At 66.8% G+C, this 13,697-nt stretch carries 16 protein-coding genes; 6 read left to right on the top strand and 10 right to left on the bottom strand.

Annotation, left to right across the window (positions count from 1 at the left end; translation table 11 throughout):
* Positions 1 to 135 precede the first annotated feature (135 nt).
* Entirely contained in the window at positions 136 to 408 is a 273-nt protein-coding gene (locus B5520_RS16060; protein WP_079598081.1) for a DUF2277 domain-containing protein, read from the top strand.
* Here the strand turns inward: B5520_RS16060 and B5520_RS16055 are convergent, their stop codons facing one another.
* The 6 genes from B5520_RS16055 to B5520_RS22790 all read right to left on the bottom strand — a co-directional run bounded on the left by B5520_RS16055 (position 409) and on the right by B5520_RS22790 (position 5,803).
* Entirely contained in the window at positions 409 to 2,739 is a 2,331-nt protein-coding gene (locus B5520_RS16055; protein ID WP_079598080.1) for a heavy metal translocating P-type ATPase, read from the bottom strand.
* 21 nt (positions 2,740 to 2,760) lie between these two features.
* Positions 2,761 to 3,000, bottom strand: a complete 240-nt coding sequence (locus tag B5520_RS16050; RefSeq protein WP_079598079.1) for a heavy-metal-associated domain-containing protein — start codon at positions 2,998 to 3,000, stop codon at positions 2,761 to 2,763.
* A gap of 55 nt (positions 3,001 to 3,055) precedes the next feature.
* Entirely contained in the window at positions 3,056 to 3,400 is a 345-nt protein-coding gene (locus tag B5520_RS16045) for a metal-sensitive transcriptional regulator (RefSeq protein ID WP_079598078.1), read from the bottom strand.
* 267 nt (positions 3,401 to 3,667) lie between these two features.
* Positions 3,668 to 4,186: a universal stress protein gene (locus tag B5520_RS16040; protein ID WP_079598077.1), complete on the bottom strand. Its 519-nt coding sequence runs from the start codon at positions 4,184 to 4,186 to the stop codon at positions 3,668 to 3,670.
* A gap of 54 nt (positions 4,187 to 4,240) precedes the next feature.
* Entirely contained in the window at positions 4,241 to 4,999 is a 759-nt protein-coding gene (locus tag B5520_RS16035) for a class F sortase (protein ID WP_079598076.1), read from the bottom strand.
* 108 nt (positions 5,000 to 5,107) lie between these two features.
* Positions 5,108 to 5,803 (bottom strand): hypothetical protein, encoded by a 696-nt coding sequence (locus B5520_RS22790; RefSeq protein ID WP_254865598.1) that lies wholly within the window; start codon positions 5,801 to 5,803, stop codon positions 5,108 to 5,110.
* 280 nt (positions 5,804 to 6,083) lie between these two features.
* On the opposite strand from B5520_RS22790, the gene B5520_RS16025 reads away from it, so the two are divergent.
* Genes B5520_RS16025 through B5520_RS16015 form a run of 3 tightly spaced genes read left to right on the top strand, consistent with a single transcriptional unit; the run spans position 6,084 to position 7,708 of the window.
* The gene (locus tag B5520_RS16025) at positions 6,084 to 6,284 is read left to right on the top strand and encodes a hypothetical protein (protein WP_079598089.1); all 201 of its coding nucleotides are present in this window, start codon (positions 6,084 to 6,086) and stop codon (positions 6,282 to 6,284) included.
* Between the two features lie 37 nt (positions 6,285 to 6,321).
* On the top strand, positions 6,322 to 7,428 hold the full coding sequence (locus B5520_RS16020) for a glycosyl hydrolase (RefSeq protein WP_079598075.1): 1,107 nt from the start codon (positions 6,322 to 6,324) through the stop codon (positions 7,426 to 7,428).
* Positions 7,421 to 7,708: a MoaD/ThiS family protein gene (locus tag B5520_RS16015; RefSeq protein ID WP_079598074.1), complete on the top strand. Its 288-nt coding sequence runs from the start codon at positions 7,421 to 7,423 to the stop codon at positions 7,706 to 7,708. The genes B5520_RS16020 and B5520_RS16015 overlap by 8 nt, the downstream gene beginning before the upstream one ends.
* A gap of 92 nt (positions 7,709 to 7,800) precedes the next feature.
* Here B5520_RS16015 and B5520_RS16010 read toward each other — a convergent pair whose 3' ends face one another.
* Complete coding sequence (locus B5520_RS16010; RefSeq protein ID WP_079598073.1) at positions 7,801 to 8,037, bottom strand: hypothetical protein; 237 nt, start codon at positions 8,035 to 8,037, stop codon at positions 7,801 to 7,803.
* Positions 8,038 to 8,215: 178 nt separating this feature from the next.
* On the opposite strand from B5520_RS16010, the gene B5520_RS16005 reads away from it, so the two are divergent.
* Entirely contained in the window at positions 8,216 to 8,626 is a 411-nt protein-coding gene (locus B5520_RS16005; RefSeq protein ID WP_079598072.1) for a hypothetical protein, read from the top strand.
* Here B5520_RS16005 and B5520_RS16000 read toward each other — a convergent pair.
* From B5520_RS16000 to B5520_RS15990, 3 genes are read right to left on the bottom strand one after another with little or no spacing between them, the layout of a single operon-like run.
* Positions 8,623 to 9,849: a pyridoxal phosphate-dependent aminotransferase gene (locus B5520_RS16000; RefSeq protein WP_079598071.1), complete on the bottom strand. Its 1,227-nt coding sequence runs from the start codon at positions 9,847 to 9,849 to the stop codon at positions 8,623 to 8,625. The two genes, B5520_RS16005 and B5520_RS16000, sit on opposite strands and share 4 nt — an antisense overlap.
* Positions 9,850 to 9,903: 54 nt before the next feature.
* On the bottom strand, positions 9,904 to 11,598 hold the full coding sequence (locus B5520_RS15995; RefSeq protein ID WP_079598070.1) for an alpha-amylase family protein: 1,695 nt from the start codon (positions 11,596 to 11,598) through the stop codon (positions 9,904 to 9,906).
* Positions 11,595 to 12,611 (bottom strand): TIGR03885 family FMN-dependent LLM class oxidoreductase, encoded by a 1,017-nt coding sequence (locus tag B5520_RS15990; RefSeq protein ID WP_079598069.1) that lies wholly within the window; start codon positions 12,609 to 12,611, stop codon positions 11,595 to 11,597. Before B5520_RS15990 ends, B5520_RS15995 begins: the two co-directional genes overlap by 4 nt.
* 152 nt (positions 12,612 to 12,763) lie before the next feature.
* Between B5520_RS15990 and B5520_RS15985 the strand changes: the two genes are divergently transcribed.
* The gene (locus B5520_RS15985) at positions 12,764 to 13,687 is read left to right on the top strand and encodes an AEC family transporter (protein WP_079598068.1); all 924 of its coding nucleotides are present in this window, start codon (positions 12,764 to 12,766) and stop codon (positions 13,685 to 13,687) included.
* Positions 13,688 to 13,697 lie beyond the last annotated feature (10 nt).

Here is a 13,697-nt window from a genome sequence, read left to right as displayed (position 1 = left end):
ATCCGGTGCCGCTCCCGAGAACCACGCCGCTACGCGGAGGTTTTCAAATGAGGCAACGAATCGGTCTACGCGGAGGTTTTCAACGAGTCAACGCGAGGGGTCGATCCCAGGCGCTCCAGAGCCTAGCATGGCCTTATGTGCCGGAATATCCGAACCCTCCACAACTTCGAGCCGCACGCCACTTCCGAGGAAGTGCACGCCGCAGCGCTGCAGTATGTGCGGAAAGTCAGCGGCAGCACCAAGCCTTCCAAGGCCAACCAGGAAGCCTTCGAGGAGGCGGTGCACGAGATCGCCCACATCACCCAGCACCTCCTGGATTCCCTGGTCTCCCAGGCGCCTCCCAAGGACCGGGAAACCGAGGCAGCCAAAGCCAAGGCCCGCGCCGCAGTGCGGTACGGCGCGGCCTGACTAGTTTTTTGCCGCGCCCTGTTGTTGCTTTCCGAAGCTGCGCAGCCTCAGTGAGTTGGCCACCACCAGGACGGAACTGGCTGCCATCGCGCCGCCGGCGATCATGGGGTTAAGCAGCCCCAGTGCGGCTACCGGGATGCCCACGGCGTTGTAGAAGAACGCCCAGAAGAGGTTGGTCTTGATGGTGGCCAGGGTCCTCCGGGACAGCTCGATGGCCTGGGCCACCTGCGCGAGGTCGTTGCCCATCACCGTCAGGTCGGCGGCCTCGATGGCCACGTCCGTTCCGGAACCCATGGCAATGCCGAGGTCCGCCTGGGCCAGGGCGGCAGCGTCATTCACGCCGTCACCGGCCATGGCCACGGTGGCGCCTTGGGCCTGCAGTGTGCGGACCGCCTCGACTTTCCCTTCCGGCAGGACACCGGCATGGACGTCCTTTGAATCGATGCCGACGGCGGCCGCCACCTGGGCGGCCACTGCGGCGTTGTCACCCGTCAGCAGGATGGGGCGCAGCCCCAGTTGCTTTAGCCTGGCCACCGCTGCGGCCGAGCCTTCCTTGATGGTGTCCCGCAGGCTGATGATGCCGGCAGGAGTCCCATCCACGGCAACCCAGACGGCGGTGGCACCGGCGGCTTCCGCTGCCGCCAGTACCGCCTGCTGACTACTGGCGGGCGTTATGCCGTTGTGCTGCAGCCACCCGGTCCTGCCGGCGGTCACCAGCTTCCCGCCCACGATCCCCGACACTCCGCCGCCCGGGGCGGAACGGAAGTTCTGCACCGGAGGCAGGAAACCGCCGTCGTCCGCTGCCTGTGCGGCCCTGGCCGCTGCCGCAATGGCGTGGGCCACCGGGTGCTCCGATGCCGATTCCACGGCTCCGGCCAGCCGGAGGACCTCATCTTCCCGGAAGCCCTCGAATGCCACTGTGGCATCAACGGCGAGGATGCCCGTGGTCACGGTCCCGGTCTTGTCCAGCAGGATGGTGTCCACGGACCGGGTGTCCTCGAGGACCTGCGGTCCCTTGATGAGGATGCCCAGCTGCGCACCCCGTCCCGTGCCCGTCAGCAGGCCCACGGGAGTGGCGAGCCCCAGGGCGCAGGGGCAGGCGATGACCAGGACGGCGACGGCGGCGGTGAACGCGGGCCGCAGCCCGTCCGCAAGGTCCGGGCCGGCCAGCAGGAGCCACAGCAGGAAGGTGGCCGCGGCGACGGCCAGGACCACCGGAACGAAGACGGCGCTGATGCGGTCGGCGAGGCGTGCGATGGGTGCCTTGCCGGTCTGCGCCTGGGACACGAGGCGTGCCATCTGCGCCAGGGTGGTTTCTGAGCCGACCCGTGTTGCCTTGACCAGCAGCCTGCCGGAGGTATTGATGGTTGCGCCGGTCACGGGGCTGTCCGGTCCCACTTCCACCGGTACTGACTCACCTGTCACCAGGGACGCGTCCACCGCCGAATGCCCATCGACCACCAGGCCGTCGGTCGCAATTTTTTCGCCGGGCCGCACCACCAGGACGTCACCCACCTGGAGCTGGTCCGCCGGGATTCGGTGTTCCATGCCGCCGCGCAGCACGGCGGCATCCTTGGCGCCCAGGTTGAGGAGGGCCTGCAGGGCGTCGCCTGCCTTCTGCTTGGCGGTGGCCTCCAGGTACCGGCCCAGCAGCAGGAAGGTGGTGACCACCGCCGCTACCTCGAAGTACAGGCCACCGGTCTCCATCCCCTCCATGCCCGGGTGTTCGGTCATGCGCGGATCCAGGAACAGCTGCCAGGCGGAGAACAGGTATGCCGCGGCAACACCGATGGATACCAGCGTGTCCATGGTCGAGGCCAGGTGCCGCGCGTTGATGGCGGCTGCCCGGTGGAAGGGCCAGGCCGCCCACGTCACCACCGGCAGCGCCAGGGCAGCCGCCACCCAGCCCCAGTGCGGAAACTGGAATGCCGGGAACATGGAGACCAGGAACACGGGCACCGTCAGGACGGCAGCCAAAATCAGGCGGGGCTGGAGCCGTGATGCAGCGGCGTGGGCCATGTGGTCCTCGGCGGCAGGTACTACTTCTGGGGCATCGGTGGCCTGGCCGGCACTTTGGCTTGGACGGTGCGGCTGGCGGACTTTTGCCTTGTAGCCCGCGGCTTCAACGGTGGCTGTGAGTTGCTCGTCGGTGATTCCTGGGGGCACCGTTACGTGGGCGGATTCCAGCGGGAGGTTGACTGAGGCCTGCACGCCGTCGAGTTTGCCGAGCTTCTTTTCCACGCGGTTGACGCAGGAGGCGCAGGTCATGCCCTCGATATCCAGCTCCACCACCCGGTTGCCCGGCGGGTGGAGCAGTTCCTGGGAACTCATGTCCGTTGTCCCGGGACCTTTCTAGGCTTCGTTGGCGATGACCAGGTAGCCGGCCTCTGCCACCGCCTCGCCGATTTCGGAGGGCGAAAGCTCTTGCGCGGACGTGATGGTGACGGTGGAGATGCCGCCGGCATTGAGTTCGACGTCCACGGCTTCCACCCCCGCGAGGGCTTCGAGTTCTTCACTGACCGCCGAGATGCAGTGGCCGCAGGTCATTCCGGAGACGCTGACGGTTGTGGTGGTGGGGGAGGTGGTGCTCATGGCTGGCTCCTTTGGGTCTGGCCGGCGGTAGCCGGCGATGGCGTTGGGGGTAGCTTCAGCGAAGCAGCCGGCCGATGGCGTCGGCAGCTTCCTTGACTTTGGCATCAATGGCTTCGGCGCGGGCGGCCGGGTCCGGTTCGGAGGCGGCACCCACCACGCAATGGCCGATGTGCTCTTCCACCAGGCCCAGGCTGACGGCGTGCAGGGCCTTGGTGACGGCGGAGACCTGGGTGAGGATGTCGATGCAGTATTTGTCCTCATCCACCATCCGGGCGATTCCCCGCACCTGGCCTTCAATGCGCTTCAGGCGCCGGAGGTAGGCTTCCTTATTGCCGGTGTACCCGTGGTCCGGTGCGGAGTCCGCCTCGGGCGCGGCGACTGCTTCTTCCGTAGGGTTCATACGTCCACGTTATACCCCTTGGGGGTATAAGGGCAAGTACCCCCTGGGGGTATGCGGGGGGTCACCGGCTCTGGGCACAAAAAAGCTCCGGAGTGCGTTATTGGGGGATACGCACTCCGGAGCAGCTTTTGGGCAAACGCGGGATCCACCTCAGGTGGATCCGGCCTGCTTGAATCAGCTTACTGGCTGGTAGCGCCCTCCGCCAGCACTGCGAATAACTACTTTCGCTTTATTATTCGAGGGCCTGAAAAGCGGTCCCGGCAGTGCTTAAGCCCGGTCCTCGTGGGCGGGCATTTTGTACGGGACCACCAGTACCGGCCTGCTTTGGTGATGGCTCAGCCAGGCCCCCACCGATCCGTTCAGCGCTTCCGAGAGGCGATGGGAGAAGCCGCGCTCCGAAGTACCGACAATAATCATCGGCGCGTTGGTTTCCGCCGCCAACCGGCCCAATGCCCGGGCCGGATCGCCGGAAAGCGTGCGGAGCGTCCACTCCACGCTGCCGCTCCCGGAGGGCACCTTTTCCACCGCGGACTGGACGTCCGCCTTCAGTCCGGTTGTCAGGGCGCGGATGTCATCATCGTCAGCATCCGGGTGCAGGGAAAGCCGGTGTGCTGAGCGCGCCGGGTCCCATTCCACCAGGTAGCTGGCTTCATCCACGTAGGCGCACACCAGCGGTGTGCCCAACCGGGCGGCGAGGACCGCCGCGGTCTGCAGGACCTCCGGGTGCTGCTGGGGCATGATCCCCACCAGCAGCGGGGCCGTGCCGCTGAATCGTTCGGATGTCATAGCCCATTGTCCGCCCGGTGACAGACCGCTGAACAGGTACGGAACCTCGATTCCTTAAGAAACCGCAGGTGAGGCCGTCACCACCACGTTCTTTCCCCACGGGTCCTCGGTGTAGCAGCTGATGAGGACCAGGCGGTTGGGCACGATGTCCCAGACAGGACTGTCCTTCAGGCTGGACTTCAGGTACGTCGTGACGTTCTCCACCTGGTAGGTCATGGTTCCGGCCGTGGTGTCGACGTCGAAGCGGTGGCCCACTGCGGCGGCGGAACTGAGGTGGTTGAAGGGCGCCTCGGCGCCATCCCAGCTATGGCCGATCACATAGGTTGTGTTGGCCGACCCGGCTCCGGGCATCCCGAACGGTGTAAGCCAGTAACCGTCCTTCGTCTCGGGCGGCACAATCGTTTGGCTCGCCTGTGCGGCACTGTCAGGTTGCAAAGGGTGCACCGGCACATCGAAGCCCGCAGACGGATAGCGGATGCGTACCGGGGCTGCCGCCGCTGGAAGGGCCGGCTCCTGCACAGGCGGTGCCGCCGTCGTGCCTTCCGCCGGCGTCGCGGGAGCAACCGGGGCAGCAACCGTTCCTTCCGGCGGGTCGGTTACCGCGATGGGCGCCGGCTCCAAAGACTGCGCTTCGGCGGCAGTGGGCGCTGAGCTGCCGACGGCGGCCGGTTGGGTCAGCTGGAGCAGCGGCCCGCCGAATGTGATGGACAGGAAGGCAAGGACGCCGCACAGCAGGATGGCGAGGTCGCCGCGGTTCCAGCGGCGCCAGCGGGTCCGGACCTGGGCGGAGTGCCGGCTGCGTTCCCGGGACATTGTGCTCCTCATCTTTGTCATCGGAATGAAAAGGAAGGAAGGCGTCCCGCCGGGCACTGGCGGAACGCCTTCCTTGTCAGGTGGCCGCTGGCTGCGGCACGGCCGGAGTCAGTTCGCCATGGAGGAGCCGGAACGGCGGCGCAATGCCACAGCCGCGCCCGCAGCCATCAGCGCACCGAGCCCGCCAAGCCACGCAGGGGAGCTTTCAGCGCCGCCGACCGCAGTCTGGGCGTTGTACCCCTGGTTGGTTCCGAGGCTGTTGGTTGCGGTTGCCGCAGCACGCGGAGCTGCCTGCGGCGCGGCGGCGGCCGGCTGCGCGGGAACCACCACGGCACCGGACGCAGGCGCGGCAGCAGCCGGAGGATTGGCAATCGGAGCGCCTGCGGGCGGTTCAACGACGACGGCCGGCACCTCAACAGGCGGATCCACCACCGGCGTGACGGCGGGAGGTTCGACGACGGGCGGCTGCTCGTCGACGATTGGCGGCACCACCACAGGAGGCATAACCGGCGGCACGACGACCGGAGGCACTACGACGGCGGCGGCAACGCAACCGCCGGCATGGATTGCGATCCCGGCAGCGTCCCAGTTCTGTCCGCCCCATAAGTGCTCATTGGGCGGGATGATGTCATCGCCGTGATGATCGTGGCCATGGAGCCCGGAATCGTCAATGTTGTTGGAGGTGTAACCGCCCCCTGCTTTCGCGTGACAGAGGCTGAGGTTGTCGGATGCTGCCATGGCGGGGGCGGTCAGGCCGACCAGTCCCAGCCCCAACACCCCCGCAGTGATGATGGTGCGTTTCATAATTCTTCTCCCCAGTGTGACGTGAAACGGACCATGTTGAGGAGGGCCAGCGGTGACGCCGATGCCCCAGCACACGGTCAGCTTGCTTGAGGTTTCAGGCTAGGAGCGACGGCGGGGGCCGGTCGCCAGTAGGAAGTACTCGTCTTTTGCCTGCGTCCGGAGGCCCGGCTACTTGTGCGTACCCGAACATTGGCCCGGGCTACTTGCCGGGCAGGATGAGCCTTGTCCACGAAAAGCGCCGCGCCTAACGTTGAAGCAAACGAAAGGGTGCGTGGACGTCATGGAAATCTACATGTGGTGGCTGGACCTGGATCTTGAGACCAAGGAATGGCTGCGGGAGAACCTTCGTGCGGAGGAACTGCCGCTTCCGGTGCTGCAGGGTATCGCCGAAGCGGGCGGGCCCCACCCGGACAATCCGGCAGCGGTGCTGACGGAGGACGACTGGGACTTTATCGAGACGCAGTCGGAGTTCGTGGACTAGCCAAAAGTCGTTGCGGGCAGCCCACCGCGGTGGTTGCATGGTGGGCATGGCAACCGCAGAGAGTTTTGTCTTAGCGATCGGCACCAAAAAAGGGCTGTGGCTGGCCACCAGCCAGGACCGGCGCGACTGGTCGTTTACCGGCCCGCATTTCCTCATGAGCGAGGTTCCCAGCATCGGGATTGACACCAGGGACGGCCGCACCCGGATCATGGTGGGCGTCCGGAACGAGCATTGGGGTCCCACCGTTGCACACTCCGATGATCTCGGTGCCACCTGGTCCGAGCCGGAACAGGGCGCCATCAAATTTCCGGAGGACACCGGCGCCGCGCTGGAGCGCATCTGGCAGATCTATCCCGATGCCGATTCCCGTCCGGGAGTGGTGTGGGCAGGAGCGGAACCCATCTCGGTGTGGAAGTCCACGGACGGCGGCGAACACTTCGAACTGAACCGGGGCCTGTGGGACCATCCGCACCGCAGCGAATGGGGTGCAGGCTACGGCGGCGCGGCCGCCCATTCCATTGTGGTCCACCCGGCCGGGGAAACGGTCCACGTAGCCATGAGCACCGGCGGCGTGTACCGCTCGCTCGACGGCGGCACCTCCTGGGAGGCCCGCAACAAGGGGATCTCCGCCTACTTCATGCCGGACCCCAACCCCGAGTTCGGCCAATGCGTCCACAAAATCGCGGCGGACCACGCGGTGGACGGACGCTTGTACGCGCAGAACCACCACGGCGTGTACCGCACCGACGACAATGCGGACACCTGGACCTCGATAGCCGACGGGCTGCCGGCCGACTTCGGTTTTGTGATGCTGACCCATCCGCGCCGCGAGGGAACGGCCTGGGTTGTGCCGCTGAAAGCAGACGGGGAACGCATTCCCCCCGACGGCGAACTCGCCGTCCACCGCACGGACGACGCCGGATCCACCTGGACTCGGCTGTCCTCCGGGCTGCCCACGGCGGAGTACAACAGCGTGTTGCGCGACGCTGCCTCGGTAGACACGGCGGAGCCTGCCGGCGTGTACTTCGGCACGCGCGGCGGCAGCGTCTACGCAAGTGCTGACGAGGGCGAAAAGTTCAGGGAAGTGGCAGCCCACCTGCCGGACGTTCTCTGCGTGCGGGCCGCAGCGGTGGCCGGTGCCTGACATCACGGTGGTGCTTCCCGGCGTCCTGCAGCCACTGGCCGGCGGGCAGTCCGTACTGACTGCGCCCGCCGACGGGCCGATGACGGTGGAAAAGCTGCTGGATTCCGTGACCTCCGGCTACGCGGTGCTTGCCAGGCGGCTGCGCGACGAAACGGGCGCGCTGCGCCGCTTCGTCAATGTTTACGTGGACGGCGATGAGGTGCGGCGGTTGCGGGGGCTGGACACCGAGGTAGTGCCGGGCCAGGAGGTGCTGATCATCCAGTCGGTGGCCGGCGGCTGAGCGCCACTCCGCCGCGGTTGCGGGCAGTCCTTACTGACTGCGCCCGCCTCCGCGGTGTGTAGTGCCCCGGAAAGGTTTAAAGGCGGCCGGCCTCAGGCGACCCGCCACACGCTGCATTCGTCCGTATTGATCGCTTTCCGCAGGCCCGTGACCCGGTCCATGATCCAGACGACGCCGATGCCCGGCGCCGTTTCCTGGACGCTGCCGCGGCGGATCACCACATCGTCGTAGGAAGGCCCAACGGAAAGGCGGGCTTCGATTTCATCACCGCGGTGGAGCTGGTCCAGGGCGCGGACTCTGGTTACATGCGTGGTCGCTTTCTTCATCATGGCGGGGCCTCCTGGCTGGGGCTGGTGCCGGCTCTTGCCTGCACTACCAGTGTGGCCGGGCAATGTTGCGTGCTGGTTTCCCCGCGGTTAGGTACCGGTTAGTTCTTCGAACCGGCGGTGTTTCTCCGGCACGGCAGTTGTCCGCGGGGCCGGCGCGGGCGGCCCCTAAGGTAGTCCCATGGAGATCGTGCAGGGGATCTGGACGTCGGTGCTGGCTGCGGCGGCGCTGGCGCCGCTGGCAACGTTCGGTGTGGTGCTGGTCGCCTTCCTGGCGTACCGGCAGCGGGACCGGGCAGACCGGCGGGACCAGTGGTGGAAACGCGCGCAGTGGGCCATTGATTCCGCCCTCAACGACGCTGATCCGCAGCGCCGGCTGGCCGGGCTGAAGGTGCTGGTCCAGCTCATCGGCAGTGACCTTGCCACTGCGGAGGATGCGGACCTGATGAGCGCCATCGCCGTCGGCATCCGGAACCAGGAGCAGGACAGCAGGCGCAGCGTCACCGTTTCCGCCTCCACCCAGGACCTGATCGTGGCGGAAGCCGGGACCCTGCTTCGGCTGGCCGACGCCCGCAGGCAGCGCTCCGGCTAGGCCGCCGCGCGGTTGCGGTAGCCGGACAGGAACGTGGAGATCCGGCCCACTGCCTCCTCGATGTCCAGCACCGACGGCAGGATCACGAACCGGAAGTGGTCCGGCGCCGGCCAGTTGAACGCCGAGCCGTGGGAGACCAGGATCTTCTGTTCCTGCAGGAGGTCCAGGACGAACTGTTCGTCGCTGGCGATCGGGTACAGGTCCCGGTCCAGGCGGGGGAAGAGGTACATGGCCCCCGACGCCGGGACGCAGGTAACGCCGGGAATGGCCGTGAGGAGCTTGAACGCCAGGTCCCGCTGTTCCCGCAGCCGCCCGCCCGGCTGGACCAGCGCCTCGATGCTTTGATAACCGCCAAGGCACGTCTGGATGGCGTGCTGGGCGGGAACGTTCGGGCACAGCCGCAGGGACGCCAGCAGCTCCAGGCCCTCCCGGTAGGCGGCGGTGGCGGCCAGCGGCCCGGTGACCGCCACCCAGCCCGCCCGGTAGCCGGGCATGCGGTAGGCCTTGGACAGGCCGCTGAACGTCAGGCAGCACACGTCCTCGGCCACGGATGCGGTGTGGATGTGCTGGGCGTCTTCGTACAGCACCTTTTCGTAGATCTCGTCCGAGAACAGGACCAGGTTGTGCTTCCGGGCCAGCGCCGCGAACTGCTCCAGCACGTGCCGGGGGTACACGGCACCGGTTGGGTTGTTGGGGTTGATGATCACGATCCCCTTGGTGCGGCTGGTGATCTTGGCCTCGACGTCGGCCATATCAGGCCACCAGTTTTCGGCCTCGTCGCAGAGATAGTGCACGGGCACGCCCCCTGTCAGGGTGACGGCGGCCGTCCAGAGGGGATAGTCCGGTGCGGGGACCAGGATTTCGTCCCCGTTCTCCATGAACGCCTGCAGGCACATGGAGATGAGCTCGCTGACGCCGTTGCCGATGAAGATGTCCTCCACGCCAATCTGCATCAGGCCCCGGGTCTGGTAATACTGCGAGATGGCCGTCCGGGCCGAGAAGATGCCCTTGGAATCGCTGTAGCCCTGCGCGCCCCGCAGGTGGTGGATCATGTCCACCACCACGGACTCCGGCGTCTCCAGTCCGAACGGGGCGGTGTCCCCGAGGTTCATCTTGAGGATCCGGTGCCCCTCGGCCTCCATGTTCTTGGCAGCCTGGAGGATGGGCCCGCGGAGTTCGTACCGGACGTTCTGGAGTTTGCTGGAGTGTTGCATGGCGCGCATGGTTGATCTTTTCATAAAGGCCGACGTCGGGCGTCCCCGTTAAGTGCCGGAGCGTTAGGGAGCCAGCCGGTCGCCTTTCCGGTGCAGGCGGTACCAGCGGTAGCCGTAGCGTTCCAGCTTGACGCTGAAGCTGCCGTCGGGCTCCAGGGGAATATTGTCGCCGTCGAACAGGTCCAGCAGGACAGCGTCCCTGTACCCCCGCCCGGAGCCGTCCGGCGGGCTGAGGCAGGCATGGATGTTTTCCGCGCCTTCGCCCAGGTTGTGCAAAAGGACCAGCATGCCGCCGTCGGAACTGCACGTATGCGCAAACACGGCGGGTTCGGGCTGGTCGAGGACGGCGAACTCCCCCCACCCCAGTTCCGGGGATTCGCGGTACCGGTGGATCAGGGTGGACATGAAGTTGAACAGCGAGTTCGGATCCCGCTTCGCGGCTGCGGCGTTGACGAGCTCCGGCCCGTACTCGTCCCTGGCCAGGGGTGCCACCAGGTCGGAGGCCTTTGCGGTGGAGAATCCGCCGTTCTTTTCGCTGGTCCATTGCATGGGCGTACGTACCGCAGCACGACTCTTCTGCCGAAGGTCCTCGCCCATGCCGATCTCTTCGCCGTAAAACAGCACGGGGGTGCCGGGCAGGGAGAACATCAGGGAATACACCATCCGGAGGCGCTCCTGGTCGCCGCCGAGCATCGGGGGGAGCCGCCGCCGCAGGCCACGGCCGTAGATCTGCATGTTCTTCTCCGGCCCGAAGGCGGCAAAAACCTCTTCCCGCTCGCCGTCGCTGAGCTTGTCCAGCGTCAGTTCATCGTGGTTGCGCACGAACATGGCCCACTGGTTGTCCGGGTGGAGCGGCGGGCGGCTCTTGAGCGTTTCCGCGAGCGGACGGGCGTCCTGCCGGGCCAGCGACAGGTAGATGTGCTGCATGGACATAAAGTCGAACTGCATGTTCAACTCATTGCCCTCCGGCCCGCCGAAGTACTCCACCTGTTCCCTGTACGGCAGGTTCACTTCGCCCAGGAGCACCGCACTGCCGTTGCGCCGGCTGACGAAGCTGCGCAGCGCGGCGAGGTATTCGTGCGGATCCAGGTTGGCCGCCTCGTCCTTGGGCTGGCCCCGGGTCTCCAGGAAGAACGGCACGGCGTCCAGCCGGAAACCGTCCAGCCCCAGTTCCAGCCAGAGCCCCATGGCCTTCGCGATCTGGTCACGGACCCCGGGGTGCGTGACGTTGAGGTCCGGCTGGTGCTTGGCGAACATGTGCAGGTACCACTCTCCGGTGGCCTCATCCTGCGTCCAGAGGGAGTCCTCCTCCCCGGGAAACACCACCTCTGAGGACGTGTCCGGGGGAGTGTCCTTCCGCCACACATAGAAGTCCCGGTACGGGTTGTCGGTTGATTTCCGTGCCTCGACAAACCATGGGTGCTGGTCCGAGGTGTGGTTGACCACGAAGTCGGCAATTACGCGCATGCCGCGGTCCTTGGCGGCCCGGATGAACTCCACCACGTCTCCCAGCGTGCCAAGCCGGGGATCCACGCCAAAGAAGTCGGTCACGTCGTAGCCGTCGTCCCGGTCGGGGGACGGGTAGAACGGCATGAGCCAGATGCACGTCACGCCCAGGGCGGCCAGGTAGTCCACGCGCTGGGTGAGGCCCGCGAAGTCACCCAGGCCGTCGCCGTCGTCGTCAAAGAATGTCTCCACGTCCAGACAGTAGATGACAGCGTTTTTCCACCAGAGGTCGGAAGTCTCGGCGATCCTCATGCGGACGCCCCGGCGGCCGGTTCGCTGGAGGCACCGGCAAGCTGCGGGACACCGGCTGCGCGCAGCCGGGGCAGGACCTCCGCCGCAAACGCGTCGATGAAGGGAGCCTGCTCCTGCCCCACGAAGTGCAGGTACAGCTCGTCGAAGCCCAGCCCGGCGTACTCCGCCAGCCACTCAACGTGCTGGTCCAGGCTCGATGACACGTTCACGGTCTTGCGGACCTGATCCTCTGTGACGTGTTCGCCCACCAGGTCGAAGTGCCCGGCCGTGGGCAGGTCCCAGGGGATGGGCGGATCGTAGGTATTGGTCCGCCACTGGTCCAGGGCGATGGCGGCGGCGTCAGCTTCACGCGGCGCCCAGGACAGGTGGACCTGCAGCACCGCCTTTCCCCGCCCGCCGTTGTCCCGGTACGCGGCCAGCACCTCCCGTAGTTTCGCGGCCGGCTGATTGACGGTGACCAGGCCGTCGGCCCAGGCGGCGGCACGGCGGGCGGTGTCCACGCTGACAGCGGGAGCAATCAGCGGCGGCGGATTCTCCGGAACGTCCCAGATCCGTGCCTGCTCCACGGTCACCAGCCCGCGGTGGGTGACCTCCTCGCCGCGGTGGAGGCGGCGGATCACGTCCACGCACTCCTCCAGGCGCCGCTGGCGGACATCCTTTGCGGGCCATCCGTCACCGGTGATGTGCTCGTTCATGTTCTCCCCGCTGCCGGGCGCGAACCAAAACCGGTCCGGGAACATGCTGGACAGCGTGGCGGAGGCGTGGGCGATGATGGCCGGGTGGTAGCGCTGGCCCGGTGCCGTCACCACCCCGAACCTCAAATTGGTGGTGGCCAAGGCGGCGCCCAGCCAGGACCAGGCGAAGCCCGAATGCCCCTGGCGTGCGGACCAGGGCTCAATGTGGTCCGAACACATGGCGGCATCGAAGCCGGCGCGCTCCGCGTGCTGGACGTCCTTGAGCAACTGGCCGGGACTGATCTGTTCATGCGATGCGTGAAAACCGAGGGTAACCATCGTTAACCTCTACCGTCCGTAGTGGTGCCGTGTCGAGGGCCCGGGTCCAGCGGTGCCGGCGCGAGCCTGCTTGTCGGATAAGTTTGTAACTTGTAGTACTGCCTTTCCGCCTTCCCGGCGGGAGGCGGAAAGACGGGAAGGAAGTGCCTCGGATGGGCGGCGTGCTGATCGGGCTGGCGGTGATCGGCGTCGTTATTGCCGTGGGATATCTTGCCGCGCGCTGCGGGCTGGGCGGCGAGGCGACGGTGTCGGCGCTGACGCGGACCGCCTTCTTCATCACCAATCCCGTCCTGCTCTTCACGGTGGTGCTGGAATCGGACATCTCGGTGGTCTTTTCCGCCTACGTGCCGCTCGCGCTGATCACGGCCGCGGCCACCGCCCTGCTGTACGTCATCGTCAGCCGCCTGTGGTTCCGCCGTTCGTTGGCGGAAACGGCCATTGGCGCCATGGCGAGTTCCTATGTCAACGCCAACAACATCGGCATTCCCATCACGCTTTACGCCCTGGGCGACGCAACCCCGGTGGCACCGGTGCTGCTGGTCCAGCTGCTCCTGCTGGCCCCGCTGGTCCTGACGCTGCTGGATCTTTCTGCCGCGGGCCGCTTCTCGCCGCGGCTGTTGCTCACCCAGCCGTTCCGGAACCCCATGATCATCGCCTCCCTCCTGGGTGTGGTCCTCGCTGCCTTCAACGTGGAGCTTCCCGAGCCGGTGATGGCACCGCTGACCCTCCTGGGCGGAGCCGCCGTGCCGGTGGTGCTGCTGGCATTCGGAATGTCGCTGCGCGGCACGCGCATGCTGAAAAGCGGCGGGCATACGGCGGAGATCCTTACAGCCACGGCACTCAAGTCCTTGGTGATGCCGGCGGTGGCGTTCGTCGTCGGGCGCTTCCTGTTCAACCTGGACCAGCAGATGCTCCTGGGCGTGGTGCTCATGGCCGCGCTGCCCACCGCCCAGAACGCGTTCCTCTTCGCCAGCAAGTACGGCCGGGGAGGGGCGGTGGCACGGGAGACCATCCTCCTCTCGACGGCGGCCGCCGCGCCGGCGCTGGTCCTGATCGTCTGGCTGCTGGCCGGCTGAGCCGCTGACA

The organism is Arthrobacter sp. P2b, from assembly GCF_900168295.1.
GTDB lineage: Bacteria > Actinomycetota > Actinomycetes > Actinomycetales > Micrococcaceae > Arthrobacter.
Note: the sequence above shows the minus strand (reverse complement) of the source record. Positions and strands in the feature narration are given on the sequence as shown.